We start from the raw sequence: 22,482 nt of genomic DNA on the forward strand, positions 1-22,482 counted from the left end.
CGAAAGATTGTGGCGGTTCAGGCGAAAAGCCACCAGCCCTTATCCGGGGCATGCTCGAGTCACGTCAGGATAGCGTCGGCAACACCGACTGATCATCGGTCGAACGCTGATATGAATATCAACGCTTGTCGGAGCAGCATTTCGCTCGGCAGCATTTCGCTCAGCTGAGCGGGACGTCGAGGATGGCCTTCTTGTGGCTGAAGGTTTCCAGGGAGTGGCGGCCGTGGTAGTGGCCCGTGCCGCTGGCGCCGACGCCGCCGAAGGGGAGGTCGGAGTTGCGGAGTTGGGCCATGGGGAGGCCGAAGGAGATTCCGCCGGAGGTTGTTTCGGTGGTCAGGCGTTCTCTGGTGGTGTTGGAGTCGGTGAAGGCGTAGAGGGCGAGGGGTTTGTCGCGGTCGTTGATGAAATCGATGGCGTGGGTGAGGTCTTCGACGAGGACGATGGGCAGGATGGGTCCGAAGATTTCCTGTTGCATGACCGGGGAATCCGGTGCCACATCGGTCAATACCGTTGGTGCGATGTAGTTCTGGGCGCGGTCGTGCTCGCCGCCGGTGACCAGGCGGCCGGAATCCAGCAGTGCGACAAGGCGGTCGAAGTGGCGTTGGCTGACGATCCGGCCGTAGTGCGGCGAGGTCGCGGGATCCGAGCCGAACCGCTTCGCGATGGCCGAGGGCAGGGCCGTCTCCAGGGCGGTGGCGGTGGCGGGGTCGGTGAGCACGTAATCGGGTGCGACACAGGTCTGTCCGGCGTTGGAGAACTTGGCTGAGGCCAACCGGGTCGCTGTTTCGGTGAGGTCGGCGTCGCGGTCGACGAATGCCGGGGACTTGCCGCCGAGTTCGAGGGTGACGGGGGTGAGATGCTCGGCGGCGGCGGTCATCACGACGCGCCCGACGGTGCCGCCACCGGTGAAGAAGATGTGGTCGAACCGTTGGGCGAGCAGCGCGGTCGTCTCGGCCACACCGCCCTCGACCACAACGAGGGTGTCGGCATCGAAATATTGCGGCAGCAGCCGAGCGAACAGCGCCGAGGTCGCCTGCGCGATATCGCTGGGCTTGGCCAGCACGGTGTTGCCGCCCGCCAAGGCGCCCGCGATGGGCGCGAGCAGCAGTTGCACCGGATAGTTCCAGGTGCCGATGACCAGCACCACCCCGAGCGGGTCGTATCGAGTGCTCGCGGTGGTCCCGTCGGGATATCCGTAGCCCGCCGTCGGGACCGGTTCGGGAGTCAGCCACGACTCCAGGTGACCCAGCAGATGGTCGATCTCCCGGACCACGAAGTCGATTTCGTAGTCGTAGCACTCCTTTTCGGGCTTGTGCAGATCGGCATACAACGCAGCGGCGATATCAGGCCCGCACTCGGTCAGCAACGCACGCAACTGCCGGAGTTGCCGGGTGCGCCAGCCCAGTGGCCGGGTCAGCCCCGCGCGGACCGGAACGCGAAGACGGGTCACGAGATCGGTCGGGTTCATGGATGCGGGCTTCCTTTCGGACACCCGGACGCCGCACCGCGATCGACGGTCGCCGAGCGAACCTCGATGGAGAAATGAGCCGAACAAGTCGCTACCAGTGTGCCCGTGCCCCAGCGACACGGTCTATACAACGTTGGTATTGATCGGCTATCGAGGCGTCAGTCCGCATCCACCTCACCTTCGAGGATCAGAGCGTGAGGTGCGGCGAGGCAGGCGGCCCAGTAGTCCTCGCCGTACTCGGCGAGGCCTGCCGCGGACACGGTAGGTGCCGTCCAGCGCAAGTTGACGAATCCGCTTGCCCTCGCGGCGATTTCATACGCTTGGCGGGACCACCAGTATGCGGTCACGCTGAACTGCGCACCATCGGGCATCGTGCCGCCCATCGTGACCGGCGCGCCTTCGCGGTCGGCGTCCTGAGTGATGGTGAATCCGTAGCGTGCGAAATAGTCGCGGCCGAGTCCGTAGTCCGGGTTCAGTGTCATGGCGACTATCCGGCCGGAGTCGTGCAGTGCCGCACGGGCGGTCGCGAAGAACCCGGCGAGTTCGGTCGGCGTGGTCGCGTAGCACAGCACGTACACGGCGGTGACGAGGTCGAATCGGTTGTCCAGCAGGGGATCACCTGCGGCGGCCGGATGCGCGGCGTCGCGGAGAAAGTACTCGAGCGTCGCCGGACCGGCGCTGGATTCCGCCCGCGCGGTGGCCAGCATCCCCTCCGAAATGTCCACGCCCGCAACCGATGCGGCCCCAGCCTCGGCGTAGCGGCGAGCGTAGAGCCCGGACCCGCAGCCGAGGTCGAGCACGTCGAGTCCGGTCACATCGCCCACTACCCGATGCATCGAGTAGCGCTCCAGATGTTCCCGGAACGGCAGTTCCGTCGCGGAACGCTGGTAGATGTCGCCGAGAGTGTCGAACACAGACATGACGGTCTCCTGTTCTGCGCGAATACTATTCGGCGGATCAGGCCTGCGGCACTATGCCACGGCACTCCGCTCAAGTGGATTCTCCTGGACCACAGCACTATTGAGCAGTTCCGCGAATGCACCGAACACTTCACCGACGGCACCCGCGGCGGCCGGGGAGACGGCCTCCAGATTGAGGAATCCGTGAATGAGTCCGGGATAGTCCAACATTGTGACCGGAACGCCCGCGGCGGTGAGCGCGTGCGCGTAGGCGAGGCACTCGTCGTGCACCGGATCGAACTCGGCGGTCGCGATCACGGCCGGGGCGAGGCCGGTGAAGTCCGTCGCCAGCAGCGGCGAGGCGGGCGCGCGATCGCAGGCTGTCGGATCACTGGAGAGATACAGCTTGGCGAAGTCGGCCGCCTCGCCCGGCGCCATCACGTCGCCGGTCACGTAGACGCTGTACGACGGGTAGTTGACGCGGTGGGACAGATCGAGACTGGGATAGGCGAGCAACTGCCCGGCCAGTGGCCTGCCCTCGTCCCGAAAACCGAGAGCCACCCCCGCCGCCAGGTTTGCCCCCGAACTGTCCCCGGCCACCGCGAGATTCGCGCCACCGTACTCATCGATGTGGTCGGCGATCCACCGCGTCACGGCCAGGCAGTCCTCGTGTGCGGCGGGGTACAGATGTTCCGGCGCGAGCCGATAGCCGACGCTGACCACCACCGCACCCAGGTCCCGGCACAGCCGCCGAGCGACCTCGTCGTGGGTGTCCAGATCGCCGTAAACGAAGGCGCCACCGTGGCAGTAGGCGACGGTCGGCACCCGTCTGGTAGCTCTCGGCCGGTAGACCCGCACCGGCACACCGGCCAGATTGTCGTCACCGATCGAACTGACCTGAAGCGGCGGGTTCGGCGACATGGCAAGCGCCAGTAGCGCATTGCGGGCCCGCTTCTCGGCGATGGTCAGCTCCCTGGCCGGCTTCGGCACGGCCGCCAGCTGCTCGACGAGGATTTCGATGGCTGGATCCAACGGCATGACGGTCCCCTTCAGTTCGGATAGGAGCGTTCGGGTTGACTGCCGGTAATCCATTGATCCGGACCGCGGACCACGCGGTCGTCGACGTACCCGATGATCGGCGTAACCACCGGCGCAGGCCGGAATTCGCGAGCTCTCGTCGGCCGATCGGCCTGCGGCAGTGGGGCTCTGGGGAGATCGAGGGTGACGTGCACGAACTTGCCGTCCGCGACGACATAGTGTGCGGCGAAGGTGGTCGTTCTGACCTGCCCCGGCGCCAATGGCCCGGACGCCAACCGTTTCACGGCCTCCAGCGCCACCAAGGTCTCGCGGACCCGTGCGTAGATGTCACGACCGTTCGCACTGACCCGGAGGCCGTCGACGATCATGATTTCGAGCAGGCCGACATGAGTGGACTGCAACCAGTGCAGGGTGTCCGCCGCGCCACGGGTGAAGTTCACCCCGTAGATGTCGATCCGAACATTCTCGTGGTAGTAGCTGTCCACCACGTCGCGATAGTTACCGGAGTTGTACAGCTCTACGTATCGCGCGAACTCGTCTTCGTTCATCAGTCCGACCTCTTCTGGAGAGTGGAGCGATCTACCGAAACGGAATACCGAAACTAAGCGATTGCTTACCTCTAAGCGCTTGCTTAGTTTGCCCTGGAGTTGCCATACTCGTCAATAAAGGAGGCCTATGACCGACACCACACATTCCTCGGCCAACCCCAAGGACCGCTTGCTCGCCTCCGCGATCGACGCGTTCGGCATCAAGGGCTACCACGGCACCACCACCCGCGACATCGCCGCGGGCGCAGGCATGAGCCCTGCCGCGGTGTACGTGCACCACAAGTCGAAGGAAGACCTGCTCTACCTGATCGCACTCGAGGGCCACCAATGCACGGCCCGCGCGTTCGCCGAGCAGATCGCGGCGACCGACGATCCGGTTCAGCAGCTCACCGGGCTGGTCCGCAGCTTCGTGCTCGACTACGCGGTGAACCACACGCTCGCGCGCATCGTCAGCTACGAACTGGGCTCACTCGAACCGGAACATCGCGCAGAGATCCTCGCGATCCGGCGCGAGGTGCTCACCATGGTTCGCGGGGTACTGCACGCCGGCAACGCGAGCGGCGTGTTCGACGCCGTCGACGCCGACATGACCTCCATCGCCGTGCTCTCCCTCGGCATCGACGTCGCGCGCTGGTTCCGCGACAACGGACGCTTCACCCCCGAAGACATCGCCGACCACTACGCCTACCTCGCCCTCCGCATGGTCGGCGGCACTGCCGGACAATAGATTCAGCCGGCGGTACGTACCCGTACCGCCGGCACGTTCATCCGATCAATGCGGACTCAGGCCGCCGATTCCGCTGTCTCGCGGAGCTTTTCGAGCCAGACGTGCATGGAGTTGGCCAGCCCGTCGCGCTGATTGTCGAGGTCGGCCCGGACCGGGTCGCCATCCCAGGACATGGTGCTGTGCACGAGGGTGCCGTCGTCGTCGGCCTCGAAGGTCCACAGGTGGATGCCGGTGATGCCGTGCTGGGACCCGCCCCAGAGGATGCGGTGCGGGGCATCGACGGCATAGATGGTGGACTCGATGCCGATCCGCGGGGTGTGCCAGTGGAAGGTCGAGCCCGGCTTCAGCGGTTCGTCCATGGTGGCCTCGGTGATGTCGGTGCGCCAGGTGGTCCAGGCGCCGATAGCGGTGTGCAGGGCCCAGACCCGCTCGATCGGCGCGCCGATGCGGATGCTCTGCTCGACGACGACCGCGGCGTCGGTGTCGGGGTGTTCGGGGTAGTCCATGTCAGTTCTCCTCAGGCGGAATGGGAATCGGGAACGAATTGAGCGGGCCGGCCATGCCGTACCGGTCGAGGTTTTTCCGGATATTCCGGATGCACGGTGCTCTCACAGGCGAGTGCGCACAGTGATGACCGCTCGAATGCGGCCCGACTGTCATGAATTCTCTTGCGGGCCCGTGGAATTCAGAACATCCAACAATTACGCTAATTCAGCCGTGAAACCTGGTCAACGGATTGCCACTAGGCCGATGGTCGCAAAATAGGCGATGGGATCGAAGGACGGATAAGCGTTGTTACCGCAGTAGCCGGACCGCGCGAATAGGTGCCTGCGCTGCGACCGCCACACAGTCGGCAAGTCGGACACACAGCCGACCAATCCAAACCGGCTGGATTGCTTGGGATTACAGTCTCCGGAGTGACCGCCGCCAACTTAGCCGACCCCGCCCACCGGGCCACCGCAGCCGCAATCGCCGTCGATCTCATCACGGCCATCCATAACGGTCACTACCAACCAGGGGACAGACTTCCCTCGCAATCTCAACTAATGACCACCTACGGCGTCTCCATGGCCACCGCGGCAGCGGCCTTGCGCAAACTCCGCGAGCACGGTCTCACCACCACCCAGCCCGGTCGCGGCGTCTACCTCGCCACCACCATCCCGCACGGACAATTCACCCAAACCACTACCGACACCGGCGAACTCAGCACACCCGACGGCGAACACTTATCGAGCGACGACAGCACGCCGCAGCGCTGGCAACAGCGCTACACCGACATCACCACGCTCTACCACGCGGCCAGCCATCTCAGCACGCTCGCCCAGCGCACCGAACAGTCGAACGACACCAGGAATCCTCTGCGCAATCTGCACCCCGCCGTGCTGCAGACGCTGGCGCACACCCTCACCAGCACCGCGCACCACATCATCAATCACGGCCCGACGCCGACCACTCACGTCACCATCACCGCCGCGCACCACATTCTCGGCCACGAGGGGCGACGGCAGAACTGAGCCGCCCCGGCCCGCTCAGATCGGTGAGTAGTTCGGACCGTCCCGCAGGGCGATCTCCCGGCAGTGCGGGATCGAATCGATGAGAGTGCCCGCTCCTTGGCGCAGCAGATCGGATCCGACGAAGAAGCCGAGCGCGAGCGGCTCGTCCGGCACGCCCCAGTGGTGCGAGTCGAGCCAGCGCGCGCCGTCCAGATCGAACACCTTGCCGTGCAAGGAAAGTCGTCCGGACGGATCGGTCGTGCACAGACCGGCGATCGGCGAGTTGCAGTGCCCCTGCAAGGCGTGCAACATGGCGCGCTCGGCGTCCGCCTGCCGGTGCGTGTCGGGGTCGTCGAGCATCGCGGCCAGTTCGACCAGCTCGACATCGTCCGTCCGGCAGACCAGGGCGATGGTCGCGGCGCCGATCGGCGGGCACATCACCACGATCGGCAGCACCTCCGCGATCCGATGGCCCAGCTCGACGCGGTGCAGGCCCGACACCGCCGCGATCAGCGCGTCGAAATGCCCCTCGTCGAGCCGCGCCAACCGGGTATTGACGTTGCCACGCAACGGTTTCACGCGCAGATAGGGATAGTGCAGGCGCAGCTGCGCGGTGCGCCGGACGGAGCTGGTGCCGACCACAGCCCCCTCCGGCAACTCCGCGAGCCGCGCGCCGCTGCGGGTGACCACCGCATCGTGCACATCACCGCGCGGCGGAAACGCGGCGAACGACAGCCCGGCGGCGAGCGGGACGTCGCCGGGGATGTCCTTGAGACAGTGCACCGCGAGGTCGGCCCGTCCCTCGCACAGCGCGTCGTCGATCTCTTTCACGAACGCGCCCTTGCCGCCTAGCCGAGCCAGGTCGCCCATCCACCGGTCCCCCGCGGCGGTGACCGTGACCAGTTCCGTTGCGGCCCCGAGCTTTGCCAGGTGGTCGGCCACGTGCGCGGCCTGCACGAGGGCCATCGGACTCGACCGAGTGGCGATCCGGATGATGCGCGACATGTGCCGGACCTACCGCTGCCAGGTCCGGGCGCCGATGACCAGACCCGAGTCCCAGTTGAGCAGCGTCACGTGCATGCCCTCCTGGGTGGGGATCTCGGCCAGGAACTGGCCGACCCTGGTCGGCTGCCCGGCCGACCACATCGGCTGCGGAAGCAGATCGTCGCCGATGAACAGTCCGCCGGGCAGCAGCAACTTGAGCAGGTCGTCGCGGCGGCGGAACTTGCCGGGCCGGCAGTCGGCGAAGACCAGGTCGAACCCGGACCCGGTGTAATCGTCGAGCCAGCTGTCGGCGTCGGTGGTGTGCACGGCAATTCGAGCGTCGTCGCCGAGTACACCGCGGGCCAGCGCGGCGATCGGGCGGTCGGCCTCGACCGTGATCAGCTGCGAGTTGATGGTCATCCCGGACAGCAGCCAGGCGGACCCGACGCCGACACCGGTGCCGAGCTCGAGCACCCGCCCGTTCGGTTTGGACGCGGCGAGGGTGCGCAGCAGCGCGCCGGTCCGGTTGGTGCACGACATCACGAAACCCGCGTCGGCGGCGGCCTTCTGGGCCTGCACCACCAGCGGCGGCACCACGGAGGGTTCATCGTTCATGGCTGTCCTCCAGAGCTCGGGCCAGGCGCAGCGCGCCGTAGGTCAGGATCAGGTCCGCGCCCGCGCGTTTGAGCGCCCGCGCGTATTCGAGTTGCACGGCGATCGGCGCCGACGCGAAGAGCTGGTCCTCACCGGAGACGCTGAACGCGGTCAGCGGCATCCTGGTCATGCCGCGCAGCTGGGTGAGCAGATCGATGGCGGTCATCGCGGGCTGCACCAGCAAACCGTCGGCACCCTCGTAGATCCAGCGGACGGCCTGGTCGAGCGCTTGGCCGGGCTGGCAGGCGTCGATCTGGAAGCCGCGGCGGTTGCCGCGGCCAGGATCGGTGTTCATCGTCGACTTGTAGACACCGAACAGCGCGGAATCGAAGATCACCGACGGCGTCACGCTCACGTCGGTGAACCCGGCCTCGTCGAGCTCGAACCGGATCGCCTGCACCGAGCCGTCGAGCACGGCCGCCGGGCCGACCATGTCGGCACCGGCCTGCGCGTGCAACACCGACATGCGTGCCATCAGTTCGTAGGTGCCGATGATGTCGGTGTGCCCGCGCGAATCGAGCAGCACACATTCACCGGTGTCGGTCCAGGCGCAGCCACACACCTCGGTGGCGATCACCATGTCCGGCACGGTGTTTCGGATGGACTGGATCGCGTCCACCATCATGTTGTCGGGTTTCAACGCGTCGGCGGCGTCGAGGGTCTTGTGCTCGCCGTAGACGAGCACCCGGCAGGCCCGCACGCCTGCCGCGTTCAATTCCTCGGCGTAGTCGGCGATCCCGGAGACCGGCACCGCGCCGGGCAGGTACCGGTAGCGGGCCAGGTCGCGGTGGTCGGGCTGCACCAGGATCGGCGCGACCAGATCGGCGGGGGTGAGCAGGTCGCGGTGCAGTAGCTTGCGCATCCGCGATCGGGCGCGCAGCGGGTTGACGCCGGTCACGTCCAGCCTGCGGCGGACGGGGGTGATGGTGGGGCTCTCGGCCTTGGTCATCAGTGGTCGCCCAGCCCGACCACGAGGTGCCGGGGAAAGCCTTCCGGCCCACGCACGAGTTGGCCTTCCGGTCCCGGCAGCGGCCACGGATCGCGCAGGAACAGCTGCCGCACCGACTCGGCGACCGTGGCCGCGCCGAGGCCCCACCCCACACAGTTGTGGTGGCCGAGGCCGAAGTGCAGCTGGTAGATGTGCGGCGGCCGGTCCAGGCGGAAGGCCATCGGATCGGCCACGTGATCCTCGTCGGACATCGCCGATTCGAGGGCAACCAGCACCAAGCTGCCCTCGGGGATGGTGGTCTCCCGAGCCGTGCCCGCCGCCACGGTGTACTCGCTGCCGGTCACCCGGGAAACCATCTTGAAGAACGGGTTCAGCCGCAGCGCTTCCCACACATACGGGTCGAATTGCTTCGGATCCTGCGCGACGTCTTGCAGCGGCAGCTCCGGGCGGCGCAGCAACTGCTCCACCAAGTGCGTGGCCGAACTCATGCCGTTCTCCACGAAGCCGAGCAGAATCCCGCCGAGGTTGATCGCCGCCCGCTCGTCGTCCATGTCGAGGCCCGAACCGATGCTGGTGTTCTGCAGCCTGGTCAGCAGATCGCGGTGTGGCACAGTCACTCCCGCGCGCCGCTGGGCCACCAGGTCGCGCAGGCAGCCCATCAATTCGCCGCCGGCGTGCTCGGTCGCCTTGCGCATCTCCGGGTCATTGCCGAAGTTGGTCACCATGTCCGCGAGAATCGGCCGCACCCAGGCCGACAGGTCGTTCGGGTCGGCCCCGCGGAAACCGAGGTATTCCAGGCACATTCGGATGATCACCTTCCGGACGAACCCGGTGGCGACATCGATGCGGCGGGTCGGCCAGGCCTCGTCCAGGGCTTCGGCGGCGAAGCGGCCCGCCACCTCCCTGAGCCGGGGCAGATCCTCCGGGGCGAGCATCACCTGCAGCATCCCGCGTTCGCGCCAGTTGATGACTTCCCCGTCGGAAGCCAGGATGTGGCGTCCACCCAACGCGGTGGCCAACGCGGGGTCGTAGCGGACGTTGAAAATCTCATGGCGCAGCAGCACTTCGGTCACGTCGGCATATCGGGTCACTACGGTGAACGCCGGCGTCACCAGGATCGGCCGATGGGCGCGGAGCTCGGCGAACAGCTCCTGCGAGTCGCTGAGGAACCATTTCTGTAGCAGTTCCACCTGTCCCATCGGACCGGCGGCGTCGTACTGTTCCAGATAACCGCCTGCGATCGTCTCGGTTGTCGTCATTGGATCAACCTCCATCTAGTTGTTGGTGCGGTATGCGGTTGGTCGTTCAGGAAAGGCGACGCGGGGCGAACGCGAAAGCCGCTGCGGGAACTGCGATCCCGTGGCTGCGCAGCTGCTGCGCCCGGGTGAGCACGGCGGCGCCTTCGAGCAGATTCCGGGCGATCTGGACGACGGAGCGGTCGGCCGGGTCGGACAGGAAACCCGAGCCGGTCCACTGGTTGAACGCGCCCATCGCCGGCCCGCACCAGATCTGGTAGTCGCCGCGGCGGGTGTCGTCGCCGCGGATCGCCCACCGGCTGGACATGCCCAGATACCAGCGGAACACCAGGGCCATCCGGTGCTGTTCGTCGCGTTCGGCCCGGGCCACCTGGGCCGGCTCCCGCTCCTGCCAGAAGGCGCGGGTACCGGCCCACACTTCATCGAAAGAGGTTCGGAACAAATCTTTTTCGACCTTGGCGCGGAGCTGCGCCGGGACCTCCGCCCACGCGGCGTGATTCGAATAGATCTGATGCAGACGCTCGGCGCGAAAGGGGAACATGGTGCCGCGACGCAGTACCTGCAGCTTGATCCCCAACTCGAACATGTCCGCCGCGGGCGCCATCGCCACATCGGCCACCCCGGCCCCGGCGAGCATGCGTTTGCCGTCGGCGGAGAGGCCGGACTCGATCGCGGATTGGTTGATGGAGCCGGTCAGCACGTAGGCGGCGCCGAGGGCGAACGCGGCCGCCACCGCGCCGGGGGTGCCGAGACCACCCGCCGCGCCGACCCGGATCGGCCGGTCGTACCGGTGACGGCGAGAAATGGTGTCGCGCAACGTGAGAATGACCGGGAGCATCGCGGTCAGCGGACGGTTGTCGGTGTGGCCGCCGCTGTCGGCCTCCACGGTGATGTCCTCGGCGACCGGCACCTGGGCGGCGAGTTCGGTCTCCTCGGGGGTCAGCTGTCCGCGCTCGACCAACTCCCGCAACAACTCCGCGGGCGCGGGAGCCATGAAATGCGCGGCCACCTCGGGCCGGGACACCTTCGCGAAAACACTGCGCGGGCGGTGAATTCGGCCGTGCGCGTCCGTGGTCAGTCCCTTCGCCGCGATGCGCACCACCGCGGGGGTGAGCTCCATGAACGCCGAAAGAGACACCGCCGGTACGTTGTTCGCAATCAGCAGGTCGGCCACCGCGTCTTCGGTGGCGGGCTCGGCGGGTGAATGGATGAGGTTCACCCCCCAGTTGGCCCGGCCGGGCAGGGCCGAAACCAGTTCCGCGACAGCGGCGGCCACTCGACCGGGCGAGAGTCCGGCGGCGCCGAAGAAGCCCATCATGTCCGCTCGCGCCATCGCGATGACCATGGCGGTCGTCGCGATGCCATTGGCCATTTCCCCTGCGACATAAGGAAAGCGGACGCCGTGCGCGTCGCCGAAGGAACGATCGCCGAGCCGTTCCGGGTAGAGCGGCGGCAGCAGACCGACGACCGAATACGGGCCGGTTCCCGGTTCCACCACGCCGCCGCTGCCGACACCGATCGCCGACCCGCGGTCGCCGGTGAGCAGGTAGAGCGGCTGACGGATGCGCGCCGCGAAGGCGGCTATCCCCGGCCCGCGGAATACCGGCGGTTCGCCCTCGGAGTGCCACGTCAGCGTCGCACCCTCGGTCCAGCGCGTTCGGGGCAGCACTTCAGGTTCCATGCGCACGGCCTTAACTGTCGGCGTCCGAACGGAATATCCGTCCGCAACCAATTCTTGGGCAGCACGATCGCCGATTCCATGAGAAGAAAGTAATAGGACCGGACCGGTACACAATGGATCCGAAGGTTGCAGTGCCCGAGTATTGACCGACTCGACCGGCCTTGTCCAGACTGAATGCGTTACCGGTGTTCGACATCCGACCCGAGAAGGAATTCATGTCCGCAGGTCACAGCCTTGCCCAACGGCTCGACTGCCAGCTGGGAAATTATCCGAAATTCATCGAGAGGGTTCTACTCACTATTCGCCGGTCGATCCCGTCGAACCTGCACCATCGATTCGACAGAATCGTGGCGAGTAGCCCCGCTGCGGCTATTGCCATGGTCGTTTTATCTGCCGCTCTCCCCTTTCTGGGGATAGTGCTCGTTTCCGGCAAGAAGCGAACGGCCTGTTCCACGAAGAGAAACACGGAGGTATGAGAATGAAAGCCCGGAGCATCGCCACCGATGGCGCCGCGAACCGCCTGCGGTACCTAGCACTGACGAACGGCAAGCCGGTATGGGATCTGGCCCAGCGCTACGCGCCGGTGCGGGAGGGTCTCAACACCTATCTCATCGATCACGCGATCCGCGAGATGCCGCCGCGGCCAGAGCCGTTGAGCACCATGGCGCCGTACACCTCCTGGTCGTCGCTGAACGACCGCACCTACAGCGGGCGGCACCTGCCGCCGATCGATGACGCGGAGACCGGCAGGCCGCCGGTCAAGGCGACCGAGAGCCTGTTCACCCGCGCGGGCGGGATGATCCCGTGCCGCCGCTCGACGGTCATGCTGGCCTATTTCGCGCAGTGGTTCACCGACGGCTTTCTGCGCAGCGACAGTCACGTACCGCCGGACCCGCGCAAGAATTCGTCCAACCACAGCATCGACCTGAATCAGTTGTACGGACTCACGGATGAGGCGACGGCGCAGTTGCGCAGTCACGAGGCCGGCCGGCTCAAGAGCCAGTCCATCAATGGCGGTGAGTACCCGCCGTATCTGTGCGAGAACGGGAAGATCAAGGCCGAGTTCTCGGCGCTGGGTGTGGTGCACTGGAACGAGCTCACCAAGGGCCAGCGCGACACTTTGTTCGCCACCGGCAGCGATCGCGGCAACAGTCAGATCGGCTTCACCATGCTCACCGTGTTGTTCCTGCGTGAGCACAATCGGCTGGCGCGGCTGCTGGCCGACGAACACCCGGACTGGGACGACGAACGGCTGTTCCAGACGACCCGCAATATTCTCATCGTGGTGCTGCTCAAGCTGGTGCTGGAGGAGTACATCAACCACATCACGCCGTACCATTTCCAGTTCAAACTGACCCCGCGGCTGAGCAACGATGTGGCGGATTCGCCGTGGCAGCGACAGAACTGGGCCTCGGTGGAATTCAATCTGGTTTACCGGTGGCACAGTCTCATTCCGTCCATTCTCACCGTCGGCGGGCGCGAGCTGCCCGTGACACAGACGCTGTACGCGGGCCCACTGCTGCCCAAGGCCGGTCTCGGCCGGACGTTCGAAGAGGCCTCACGGCAGGGCGCCGGCCAGATCGGGCTGTTCAATACCGACCCCTCGCTGGTCCCCACCGACCTGGCCAGCATCACCCGCTCCCGGCAGCTGCGGCTCGCGCCGTACAACGCCTACCGCAAGCACCTGAAGATGCGCCCGATCCACGACTTCCGGCAGCTCTCCAGCGACCCGAAGGTGTACAGCGCGGTCCGCGACCTGTACCGCAGCGTGGACGACATCGACCTCTACGTCGGGCTTTTCGCCGAGGAACGCGGCTCCGACGTGGCCATCCTCGGGCCACTGCTCACCAAGATCATCGCGATCGACGCGTTCTCCCAGGCGCTCACCAATCCCCTTGTCGCGCCACGCATCCTGAACCAGGAGACGTTCACCGAGATCGGCATGGAGGTCATCGACACCACCCGGACACTGTCGGATGTGTTGCACCGCAATGTTCCCGAGGATCCCCAACCCCGGCTGGTGACCATGACCCGCCAGGACGTCCAATGACCGTGGCCGAAAAGGCGCAGACGCTGATCGCGGACGCCGCGACCCTCCAGGAGTGCGCCACCCGACTGGAGGAACTGGGCACCCGCCTGCAGGGATCGGTCGGCGTCTCGTCCGAGTTCTGCGCCTTCATGACCACGTACGCGGCCCGTTGCCGAACTGCCGCAAAGGATCTCGAACTGATCGTGGCGCGGCTGACCGGCACGGCCTCGGCCGGTCAGCACGCGGCGGCCGGGGCGGTGCCGATGCCGCCCGGTGTGCAGACCCTGCTGCAGTACTCGCAGATGGCCGTGAGCAGGCTCCCCATCCCCGGCAAATCGTTCATCGTCGGCCGCCCGCCCGACTCGGATCAACACTGAACAGTTAGCCGTCGCCAATGGCACCGCATCGACTGCGGTGCCATTGGCGCGTGGCCGCACGGTCGACGTATTCCGATCCAAGGTCCCCGTCATAACGAATAGGTGGACAGGCGATCCGCCGACCGGCGGGTCCACCTCGAAGGATGGGAGAAACATGCGTTTCGATTCGGCCGTGGCCAGGACGGCGCGCGGTGCGGCGTTGGCCGCGATCGTGCTGACCGCCGGTGTCGGTACCGCGGGCGCGTCCCCGACTACCGACTCCGAGCTGTCGAAACCGGTCGTTGTGTGCACCGACGCGGAGGAGGCGGCCGGCGCGACGGGCAACACCGCCGACGACGCCACCGCACAGCAGTGCCATGCAACTCGCGCCAAGAGTATGGCCGTTCGACTCTGTGTCCAGAATGGCGTGGTTGCCGAGGCGAAGAAGGAGGAGCTGTCCCCGGACGTGAAAAAAGCCGACAACGACATATGTAAAAAGGCGGTGGCCCGCGCCGACGCGGCCGCTGCGGCGACGAGTGCGGCCGGCGCGATCGGCGCCGCCTCCGGAGATGCCACCGACGACTACGAATCCGCTGAAATCGACGCCATGGTCGTCAAATACGAGCAGGCTGTCGCGGACGCCAAAACTCCCGAGGACCTCGTCTGGGCCACCAGCTATGCGGCCAATGCCGCCATGCTGGCCGCCGAGAGCGCCGGGGCACGGGACGTGCAGAAGAACCAAGCGGCCGACGCGGCCGAGCGCAGGGCGGTCGAGGCGTTGAAGAAGGACGGCTGGAAACCTCCGCAGGGCTGATCAGCTCGTCGACCAGGTTGAGACTGGATCGACGTCGTTGTCGGTCCAGGCTCGGTCCGGGCGTCGTTGCCCGGTGGCCGATCAGCGGATGGGATAGTCCCACTCGCGGACGGTCACACTGTCGTCGGACACTTCGGTGTGCACGAAATAGAGCTCGCCGGAACGGTTTCGGATCTGGGCCGAGCGCAGATCCGCGGCGGGCACGACCTGTCCGGGATGGACCGCGGCGCGTTGCGCCACGTGGTCGCGCACGGCTACCTCGATGAGCCTGCGCATTTCGGTGCAGTCGGCGGGCAGGTCGTACAGATCCGCGACCGCGTTGGGGAACCAGTCGAGGCTTTCCAGTTCCAGTAGCGTGAGATGCGTTGTGCCGTCGTGGAATGTCGACAGGCCGAAGCCGGGGACGTGCTGCCGATCGCGCAGGAAGGCGGTCCGCTCGTCGAGCGACGGCCGAGCCAGCGGGCCCATCGGCAGCAGCAACTCCACCAGCCGGAAGCACACCAGCGGTCGATCGGCCGACGAAATACGGACGTCGAACATGGGCAGCATGTCGTTGTCGCCGTCGAAGCCGGCGAAGCGCGCGTCCACCCGGAGCAGGCCGGTGTCGGGGAGCGGGTCGTAGAAGTCGGCGGTGGCCACTCGATAGGGGAACCCGACCTGGCCGGGATCGATCCGGTCCGACCACAGCCACAGCTCGGCGTGCGGAACGACGTGGATCGCCGCGTCCAACAACCCGGGGTGCAGGTGGCCGCGCGGTACACCGCCGCGGCCGGCGTCCAGGATGCCGGACGCGCCGAGCTGACCTTCGCGCAGCTCGGTCAGATACTGGAAGGCCTTGCCGTGGAACACTCTTCCGCGCGCGTAAGGCAGCTCGGTGGGCCGCAGCGAGGTCAGCGGCAGTAGCGTCGGCGGCTGCGGTGGTGGAGTGCCGACGAGGGCCGTCCCCGTCGCGACGGTCACGTCGTCGGTGGATCCCTCCCGTCGGCACCGGAGTTCGATGTGGATGGAGTTGTCTGGTGCGGCAGTCACTTTCGTGCTCAACCGGACCGGCCGATCGATCAGGAGCCATTCGCGGACCCGGACGTCACGCAGGCCGGTGACGGGCTTGCCGCTGTGTTCGGTGGCGGCGCCGGCGATCCGGTCGAGAATCGACATCATCGGCAGGGCCGGCGCAGTCCAGATCGGGCGGTGGTCGGCGAGCCAGGTGTCGACCGCGGGGTCGAGCACCTCCTCCTCCGAAATGGTATTGGTGCCACCGGTTTCGGCCGCGACGATGCGCATGGCGAGGTTCGTCGCGTGGTAGATCCGGCGGCCGTCCACCCAGAGCCAAGCGTCCGCGACCGCGAACGGGCCGCGGTCATCGACACCTACCTCGACGACCTCCAGCTCGACCGTGACGACGCCGTCCTCGGGAACGACCTGCCCGCGGAACTTCCAGGTCACCGGATGTTCGTCCATCCTGGTCTCGAAGTGCGGCTCGGCGAGCCCGGCCGCCATCCCCCTGCCGATCAGGTAGCACTGGAGCAGCTGCAGCATGGCCTCGAGGCCGAGTGAGCCGGGCTGTACCGGGTCCTGGAAGAAGTGCGCGCGAAAGTACCAGTCATCCGGACGAACCGTCTTCTCGGCGCGAAGTCTGCCGAGTCCGGCCCGGCCGCCTTCGGGCCAGTAGCCGGTGATCCGGTCCAGCATCAGCAGCATCGAGCCCGCCAGTCGCGGTGGACCGGCCAGCAGGCTGTCCAGCTCGACCGTGGTGGCGGGCGGCAGCTGAGTTTGCTCGTGGTCGGCGGGCGGCAGTCCCGGTTGCTCGGCGAACGCGCCCGGCGGGAAGAACCCGAAGACGCAGTGCAACTGGGCAACTCGGCGATCGTCGGCGAACACCGTCAGCTCGAACGAGTCGATGATCATGTCCTCGGTCCGCGAGCGGCGGACCAGTTCGAGTTCGGTCCGCAGCACCCGGGTGGCCGAGGTGATCGCCCCGTCCAGGGTGCCGTGTCCGTCGAGATTGCGGAACAGGAGCTCCTCGGTGCCGGGTCCGGAGTCGCCGGTGTAGAGCGCGAGCCAGCCGCATGGTTGCAGCGCGACCTCGAGCAGCACGCAGCACGGCATCGCGTGGTCGCCGTTCTCCGACCAGTACCAGGCCGTGGCCGGGACGTCGTATTCGACGGTCATCGTGCTGCCTACCGCGTCGCCGGGCAGGCGGGCGAGGTCGGTGATCCTGGTCATGAAATGGTAAGGCGGACCGGGCAATCGGGCGGTTCGGGTCGCGCCGTCCAGGCCTGCGAGCCGGGCACCCATCATGTCGCTGGGGCGGCCCCACGCGCACGCGAGCAGCGACGCGTAGCCGAGCTCGGCGTCGGCGGCCACGGCGACGGTCTTGCTCTCCCGATGACCGGCCAGTCCGCCGAGGCTCGACAGTGGCACCGGCGCACCGGTCTGCTGCACGGCGGGCGGCCCGAGGTGCCGCCAGTGGTCGAGCGGCCAGTCCGGCACCAGCCGAAGGGCAAGGCCCGCAACATGAAACGCCTTCACCCCGTCGACGCTGCAGAGCAGGTCGGCGGTCACAGTGGGGTGCGGGCCGGCCGTGGCGTGATCGACGAACAGCTCGTACACAAGGATCTGGCTGGCCGGAGTGGCCTGGCCGCGGCAGCGCATCTGGTAGCACTGATCCGGCACGGTTTCGAAGCGCCAGCCGTCTTTGTCGAGCGTGTACCCCAGTGCGGTGAGGTAGAACGCCATCGTCTGCAGGCAGCCTTCGAGCATCAAGGTTCCCGGCATGCACGGGTCATTCGCGAAGTGCCCCTTGAAGAACCAGCTATCCGGTGTGATCGGCAGCTCGGCGCGTAAGTAGCCGCGGCCGTGCGGCCCACCATTGCGATCGAATTCGGTTACGGTCTGGAACATTTCGAGGCCGGGATGCATCAGGCGCGGCGTGCGCACGTGCGCACCGGCTTTCGCCCACTGGGGACCGAAGCAGTCGGCGAGTCGACCTGCGGAGAAAGCGGCCACGTCGTCCGGTCCGAACGGACGCGGCTCGCTGCGCACGACCGGCGGATCAGACGGCGGCACCGGCGCAGCGAGATCGGCGGTACGCCACAGCACTCCCTTGGCGTCGCCCAACTCCGCGTCGGTGAAGAATCCCGCCTGGCCGTCCCGAACACTCAGCCGCAGTTCACCATTCACCCAGCAGTCGTAGTGAAAGAAGAACAGCCGAACCCCGTCGTGTTCGGCGTGGCCATCGATGGTGATCTTGAAGGTGAGCGTCTCACCGGGGACGGCCGGCCGGCCGTGGTAGGTCGGCGTCATGCCGAGCAGCCGATAGACCCGCTCCCCGTCGTTCCGCAGATCGACCCCGAGCCAGCTGATCAGCAGCAGATCCGCCTGCCCCGCCTCGATCATGATGCCGCCCGGCATCTGCCCGGCCGGGTCGAGATACCAGGAATCCAGCCGCACATCGGTCTGGGTCCAAATGCTGCCGGTGCCCATGGAACCCGGCGTCGCGTCGATGCGCAGGACGCGGTCGGCGAGCAGCATGGGCGGCGCGGGCATTCTGGTCTGCCGACGATGGCCGTCCTGCGCGGCGAACATGGGCCCGAACACGGCCGAGATGGGACCGGTGGCCAGGAACTCCAAATCGCTGCGGTCGAATGCCGTGTCTCGAAATGCCCCATGCGGTAACGGATCAGCGGCACTACGACCGAGCAGCTCGATCGCTGATTCTCGGTGACTGAGGAACCGGTGCTGGAAATCGTGTTGGAGGGCAAGGAAATCGCGATGGGCCCGGCTGACAGTCTCGTGGTGGACGACCAGGGCCGCGCCGAGCGCAGCACCCGACCGACCGGATGATCGTGGCAGCACGGTGACGCGCTCGGCACGTGTGGGCAGTGCCGGGTCCGCCCCGGTGAGCTCCGAATGAGCTTGTTCGAGAACGTGATCGGCGACGGCGGACGGTTCGGGGGCCGTCCGCTCAGCCGACTCGGGCAGCCGGATGGCCGGTGGATGCGCGGCGAACCGCAACAGCCTGCCCTCCTCGACGCTGCCCTCCTGATAGCACTCCGCCAATCGCGCATACAGGGCTTCGTCGTCGACTTCCACACCGGCGGCGATCAACTCGGCCACGCACCTGGTCAACTGGTGCACTCCCGACCGACCTGTCTTGTCCAACGCGACCGCGAGGTGCTCTCGATCGCCCAGTGTCTGTCCGATCCAGTCGGTACACACGCCCTGCGGTCCGTGCTCGATGAAGATCCGGACGCCGTCCGCCCAGGCGCGCTCGACTGTCCCGCGAAAGTCCACCCCGTGCACCGCGTGCGCGAGACTCGCGTCGGCGGCCGCGTCGGCGTCGGCGGTGAACCAGTCCGCTCTACCGCAACTGTAGAACCGGACGCCGGGCACCGACGCGGTCGGCCGCAGATGGAGGCTGCGCCACTCGTCCTGCACCTCCGCGAGCAGTGGTGCGTGCACCGCGAGGTCGTAGTCCAGTGGCAGCGCGTATTCCGTGTCGAGTCGCGCGAGCACCCGGGTGCAGGCCGTCGTTTCGCCGCCGATCGCGCAGGAGAAGGGCGAGTTGACGGCCATCAGATAGACCGCGGGCTCGTCTTCCAGTACCTGCCGCACCCGATCCGGTTCCACCGCAACGACATAGCCCGACCATCGCTTGCCTTCGATGCCTTCGCGCTCCCATACCCGGCGGACGGCGTCGAACTCCCCGGCGAGTTCCGTGGTGAACAACGGCGATTCCCGAAGGTCTTCGATCAGCGCCGCCAGGTCGTGCCACGCGCCGAGTGCGGTGAGCGCCGTGCTCTCCCCCGACGAATAGCCGAGTGCCGCATGCGGAGTGACGCCGAGGACGTATCGGGTGAGGTGAGTATGCAGATGGCTGAGGTAGGCCGCCCCGCAGATCCGCAGCACCGCGTCGTTGGGCCTGGCATCGCCGTCGTACACCCACGAGATCGCGTCGACCAGCGGCGGACACTGGGCAATCAGCTCGGCCACCGGCTGCGGAAAGGCAAGGCCGAGTTCACGTCCCATCCCTGCATAGGCGGCCGCGCCGCCGGTGTAGACGAAGGCGATCTCACCGTGGACGGGTGTCTCTCGAAACACCGCCCAGTTCGGCTGCGGCGCTCCCCCGCACAGCCACCGGGCCGCCTGCCCGGTGCGCTCGGCAAGCTGCTGCTGATCCGTGGCGAGCACGACCAAACGAGCTGGGCCGGAACGGGATCGATGACCTCGCTGGACCGCCTCGATGACGTCGGCTCGGTTCGCGCCGGAGAACACGTACGGTCGAGGCGCCGGTTCGGCAAGCCAGCCCGCGGCATCGCCGGCTCGCAGGCTGGTCCGAACCGGCGCCGCTCCGATCGGGTCCGTCGTCACCCGCGCGCCCGTGCCCGCGAGCCAAGGGCGGGCCGACGCGGCGAGGGACGGCCGGGCCCGATGATGCAGGGCCAGCACCGCGGCGGCCACGGACACCAGCCCGCTGGCCGCGTGTGCGGACCCGAAAAGAGCGGACATCTCGGTGCCGAACTCCGGTGCCGCGGCGTTGTCCGGCCCGAGGATCGCCAAGACCGGTTCGCCGTCGCGCCGGGCATGGTCGAGGTTCTTCAGGGCGAGCACCACGGCGGCGTCCCCGGGTTCGCGGCCGAGCGCGTCCATGGCGGCGCGGTGCACCGGTTCGTCGGACAGGTCGACGGCGCCGACCAGTGCGGCATCGGCCTCGCCCGCCCGAATGGCCCGGGCGGCCACGTCCAGAGCCACCGGCCCGGAGGCCTCCTCGGCGGAGATCGCGAAGCTCGGGCCGGAAAGGTCCAGCTGCCAACTGATTCGGTTGGCCACCATGTTGGCGAGGCAGCCGAGCACGGCGGCGGCATCGAGCGGCGGCACGATCGAGTCCGCCGACTCGGGCTCGATGCCTGGCATGCCCGCCTGCACGCGCCAGCGCAGGTTGAAGCGCGCCACCTCCGGATCGCAACCCATGCCGACCAGGACGAGGGTTCGGTCGCCGACCAACCGAATCCCTCGTGCCGCCTCGCGCGCCGCCTCCAGGACCAGCAACTGCTGGGCTTGTGCCGCATCGAGATCGGCGGGCGGAAAACGCAGTTCGTCGAGTTCCACGTCGACGGTCTCCCTGGTCGCGGCCCCTATGCCGGTCAGCAGCGCCCTGGTGAAATCGGCGGTGTTTCGACCATCACCGACCCTGGCGCCGATCGCGACAACGGCCACCTGCGGCGCGGCCGGCCTACTGCCGCGTGGCTTCCGCAACGCGGCGGCCAGGTCGTCGGGACCATCCGTCCAGGAGTCCACGATCAGGTGGGCGTTGTTTCCGCCGAAGCCGAACGCGCTGATCGCAGCCCGGCGCGGTCCCGGCCACGGCTCGTTCGCGCGCAGCACCCGCAGCGGAGTTCCGGCCAGCGCACGCAGCGGCTGCTCCACCCCCGGCGTCTGGGGCCGCACCCCGGCCTCGATCGCGCCGAGCATCTTGAGCAGACCCGCGGCGCCCGCCACCGTCATCAGGTGACCGAAGTTCGCCTTGGCCGAGCCGATCGGAAGATCGTCCGAGTCAGCGAAAACGCGCGCGTTGCTTCGTACTTCGGTCGTATCACCGATCGCCGTCCCGGTCGCGTGACACTCCAGCAAGGACACTGTTTCCGGCGCGAAGCCCGCGGTGGCATAGGCCTGCCGCAGCGCTCGTTCCTGGCCCGCCTGATTGGGGACGAGCAGCCCGTCGCGCCGCCCGTCGTTGCCGACGCCGATCCCGCGCAGCACACCGAGGATCGGCACGCCGCGCTTGACGGCGTCGCGCAGGCGCATCAGCGCCACTATCCCCGCGCCCTCGGCGGGGACGAGGCCGTCCGCGTCGGTGTTGAAGGGACGTGATCTGCCGGTGGGACTGAGTGCCGACAGCGCGGTGAATCCGATGTGCACAAACAGATCGTCGGCACTGTTCACCGCACCCGCCAGCATCAGATCCGCAGTGCCGTCGTGCAGCCGATCGCACGCCAGCTTCACCGCGTACAGCGATGACGCGCAGGCGGCGTCCAGCGCGAACGCACCCGCGCCGAGGCCGAGCGCGCGGGCCATCAGGTGGGTGGTCAAACCAGGCCAGCACCGGCCACGCGGTCCGGCCGCGAATTCGCTGCCCAGCCAGATACTTTCGGCATAGCTCGCCATCGTGACGCTCGGCAGTGTGAGGTTGCCGAGCACTAGTCCGCACCGGTCGAGCTCCGGCACACCCTCGCCCGCTTCGCGCAGCGCCTGCCTTGCCGAATCGAGGCCCCACCGGAAACCGGGGTCCAGGGTGTTCAGCTCGTCAGGTGCCAGCGCGAAGCCGTTCGGGTCGAAGGTCTCGTCGAATCCCGTGACGTAGCCGCCGATTTCATGCAGGGCTAAGTCGGTACTCGACGTCAGCACCGATGCAGGAGGCACCCGCCACCTACCGGCGGGAGCGGTGGCCAGGCTGGTCCGACCGGCAATCACCAACTCCCACAGGGCCGCTGGTGACAGCGCGCCGGGCAGCACACAGCCGCGGCCGACGACCGCGATGGGAGTAGCGGGAAACAGCGACATCGATGTACCTCCAGATCAGTTGCGGC

At 67.3% G+C, this 22,482-nt stretch carries 16 protein-coding genes; 5 read left to right on the forward strand and 11 right to left on the reverse strand.

Annotation, left to right across the window (positions count from 1 at the left end; translation table 11 throughout):
• Positions 1 to 160 precede the first annotated feature (160 nt).
• The 4 genes from ACFWF1_RS26140 to ACFWF1_RS26155 all read right to left on the reverse strand — a co-directional run bounded on the left by ACFWF1_RS26140 (position 161) and on the right by ACFWF1_RS26155 (position 3,953).
• Positions 161 to 1,468, reverse strand: a complete 1,308-nt coding sequence (locus ACFWF1_RS26140; protein ID WP_379287672.1) for an aldehyde dehydrogenase family protein — start codon at positions 1,466 to 1,468, stop codon at positions 161 to 163.
• A gap of 158 nt (positions 1,469 to 1,626) precedes the next feature.
• Complete coding sequence (locus ACFWF1_RS26145; protein ID WP_379287874.1) at positions 1,627 to 2,412, reverse strand: class I SAM-dependent methyltransferase; 786 nt, start codon at positions 2,410 to 2,412, stop codon at positions 1,627 to 1,629.
• Between the two features lie 27 nt (positions 2,413 to 2,439).
• Positions 2,440 to 3,405: an alpha/beta hydrolase gene (locus ACFWF1_RS26150; RefSeq protein WP_379287673.1), complete on the reverse strand. Its 966-nt coding sequence runs from the start codon at positions 3,403 to 3,405 to the stop codon at positions 2,440 to 2,442.
• Between the two features lie 11 nt (positions 3,406 to 3,416).
• Entirely contained in the window at positions 3,417 to 3,953 is a 537-nt protein-coding gene (locus ACFWF1_RS26155; protein ID WP_379287675.1) for a hypothetical protein, read from the reverse strand.
• Between the two features lie 127 nt (positions 3,954 to 4,080).
• Between ACFWF1_RS26155 and ACFWF1_RS26160 the strand changes: the two genes are divergently transcribed.
• A complete protein-coding gene (locus tag ACFWF1_RS26160) occupies positions 4,081 to 4,680 on the forward strand; it encodes a TetR family transcriptional regulator (RefSeq protein WP_379287677.1) in 600 nt (199 codons plus the stop codon).
• A gap of 56 nt (positions 4,681 to 4,736) precedes the next feature.
• Here the strand turns inward: ACFWF1_RS26160 and ACFWF1_RS26165 are convergent, their stop codons facing one another.
• Positions 4,737 to 5,186, reverse strand: a complete 450-nt coding sequence (locus ACFWF1_RS26165) for an SRPBCC family protein (RefSeq protein ID WP_379287679.1) — start codon at positions 5,184 to 5,186, stop codon at positions 4,737 to 4,739.
• A gap of 411 nt (positions 5,187 to 5,597) precedes the next feature.
• On the opposite strand from ACFWF1_RS26165, the gene ACFWF1_RS26170 reads away from it, so the two are divergent.
• Positions 5,598 to 6,194 (forward strand): winged helix-turn-helix domain-containing protein, encoded by a 597-nt coding sequence (locus tag ACFWF1_RS26170; protein ID WP_379287681.1) that lies wholly within the window; start codon positions 5,598 to 5,600, stop codon positions 6,192 to 6,194.
• Positions 6,195 to 6,209: 15 nt separating this feature from the next.
• Here the strand turns inward: ACFWF1_RS26170 and hemC are convergent, their stop codons facing one another.
• Genes hemC through ACFWF1_RS26195 form a run of 5 tightly spaced genes read right to left on the reverse strand, consistent with a single transcriptional unit; the run spans position 6,210 to position 11,697 of the window.
• Positions 6,210 to 7,178, reverse strand: coding sequence for a hydroxymethylbilane synthase (gene hemC, locus ACFWF1_RS26175; RefSeq protein WP_379287682.1), 969 nt, complete (start codon positions 7,176 to 7,178; stop codon positions 6,210 to 6,212).
• 9 nt (positions 7,179 to 7,187) lie between these two features.
• Entirely contained in the window at positions 7,188 to 7,772 is a 585-nt protein-coding gene (locus ACFWF1_RS26180; protein ID WP_379287683.1) for an O-methyltransferase, read from the reverse strand.
• Positions 7,762 to 8,760 (reverse strand): hypothetical protein, encoded by a 999-nt coding sequence (locus ACFWF1_RS26185; RefSeq protein WP_379287684.1) that lies wholly within the window; start codon positions 8,758 to 8,760, stop codon positions 7,762 to 7,764. The genes ACFWF1_RS26180 and ACFWF1_RS26185 overlap by 11 nt, the downstream gene beginning before the upstream one ends.
• Positions 8,760 to 10,019: a cytochrome P450 gene (locus tag ACFWF1_RS26190; protein ID WP_379287693.1), complete on the reverse strand. Its 1,260-nt coding sequence runs from the start codon at positions 10,017 to 10,019 to the stop codon at positions 8,760 to 8,762. Before ACFWF1_RS26190 ends, ACFWF1_RS26185 begins: the two co-directional genes overlap by 1 nt.
• 46 nt (positions 10,020 to 10,065) lie before the next feature.
• Entirely contained in the window at positions 10,066 to 11,697 is a 1,632-nt protein-coding gene (locus tag ACFWF1_RS26195; protein WP_379287875.1) for a PfaD family polyunsaturated fatty acid/polyketide biosynthesis protein, read from the reverse strand.
• A gap of 478 nt (positions 11,698 to 12,175) precedes the next feature.
• Here ACFWF1_RS26195 and ACFWF1_RS26200 point away from each other — a divergent pair, with 478 nt between their 5' ends.
• From ACFWF1_RS26200 to ACFWF1_RS26210, 3 genes are all read left to right on the forward strand, one after another.
• Entirely contained in the window at positions 12,176 to 13,747 is a 1,572-nt protein-coding gene (locus ACFWF1_RS26200) for a peroxidase family protein (RefSeq protein WP_379287695.1), read from the forward strand.
• Positions 13,744 to 14,103, forward strand: a complete 360-nt coding sequence (locus tag ACFWF1_RS26205) for a hypothetical protein (RefSeq protein WP_379287697.1) — start codon at positions 13,744 to 13,746, stop codon at positions 14,101 to 14,103. Before ACFWF1_RS26200 ends, ACFWF1_RS26205 begins: the two co-directional genes overlap by 4 nt.
• A gap of 154 nt (positions 14,104 to 14,257) precedes the next feature.
• Positions 14,258 to 14,896, forward strand: a complete 639-nt coding sequence (locus tag ACFWF1_RS26210) for a hypothetical protein (RefSeq protein ID WP_379287699.1) — start codon at positions 14,258 to 14,260, stop codon at positions 14,894 to 14,896.
• Positions 14,897 to 14,977: 81 nt separating this feature from the next.
• On the opposite strand, the gene ACFWF1_RS26215 is transcribed toward ACFWF1_RS26210, so the two are convergent.
• Positions 14,978 to 22,456, reverse strand: coding sequence for a beta-ketoacyl synthase N-terminal-like domain-containing protein (locus tag ACFWF1_RS26215; RefSeq protein ID WP_379287701.1), 7,479 nt, complete (start codon positions 22,454 to 22,456; stop codon positions 14,978 to 14,980).
• Positions 22,457 to 22,482: the final 26 nt, after the last annotated feature.

Origin of the sequence: Nocardia sp. NPDC060255 (assembly GCF_042727395.1) — a bacterium.
In the GTDB taxonomy this organism is placed as follows: Bacteria; Actinomycetota; Actinomycetes; order Mycobacteriales; family Mycobacteriaceae; genus Nocardia.

Bases quoted from the DNA above. Each gene is read 5' to 3' on its own strand.
- ACFWF1_RS26205 (WP_379287697.1), top strand. From the start codon at position 13,744: ATGACCGTGGCCGAAAAGGCGCAGACGCTGATCGCGGACGCCGCGACC.
- ACFWF1_RS26185 (WP_379287684.1), bottom strand. From the start codon at position 8,760: ATGACCAAGGCCGAGAGCCCCACCATCACCCCCGTCCGCCGCAGGCTG.
- ACFWF1_RS26165 (WP_379287679.1), bottom strand. From the start codon at position 5,186: ATGGACTACCCCGAACACCCCGACACCGACGCCGCGGTCGTCGTCGAG.
- ACFWF1_RS26160 (WP_379287677.1), top strand. From the start codon at position 4,081: ATGACCGACACCACACATTCCTCGGCCAACCCCAAGGACCGCTTGCTC.
- hemC (WP_379287682.1), bottom strand. From the start codon at position 7,178: ATGTCGCGCATCATCCGGATCGCCACTCGGTCGAGTCCGATGGCCCTC.
- ACFWF1_RS26210 (WP_379287699.1), top strand. From the start codon at position 14,258: ATGCGTTTCGATTCGGCCGTGGCCAGGACGGCGCGCGGTGCGGCGTTG.
- ACFWF1_RS26150 (WP_379287673.1), bottom strand. From the start codon at position 3,405: ATGCCGTTGGATCCAGCCATCGAAATCCTCGTCGAGCAGCTGGCGGCC.
- ACFWF1_RS26140 (WP_379287672.1), bottom strand. From the start codon at position 1,468: ATGAACCCGACCGATCTCGTGACCCGTCTTCGCGTTCCGGTCCGCGCG.
- ACFWF1_RS26195 (WP_379287875.1), bottom strand. From the start codon at position 11,697: ATGGAACCTGAAGTGCTGCCCCGAACGCGCTGGACCGAGGGTGCGACG.
- ACFWF1_RS26190 (WP_379287693.1), bottom strand. From the start codon at position 10,019: ATGACGACAACCGAGACGATCGCAGGCGGTTATCTGGAACAGTACGAC.
- ACFWF1_RS26155 (WP_379287675.1), bottom strand. From the start codon at position 3,953: ATGAACGAAGACGAGTTCGCGCGATACGTAGAGCTGTACAACTCCGGT.
- ACFWF1_RS26180 (WP_379287683.1), bottom strand. From the start codon at position 7,772: ATGAACGATGAACCCTCCGTGGTGCCGCCGCTGGTGGTGCAGGCCCAG.
- ACFWF1_RS26215 (WP_379287701.1), bottom strand. From the start codon at position 22,456: ATGTCGCTGTTTCCCGCTACTCCCATCGCGGTCGTCGGCCGCGGCTGT.
- ACFWF1_RS26200 (WP_379287695.1), top strand. From the start codon at position 12,176: ATGAAAGCCCGGAGCATCGCCACCGATGGCGCCGCGAACCGCCTGCGG.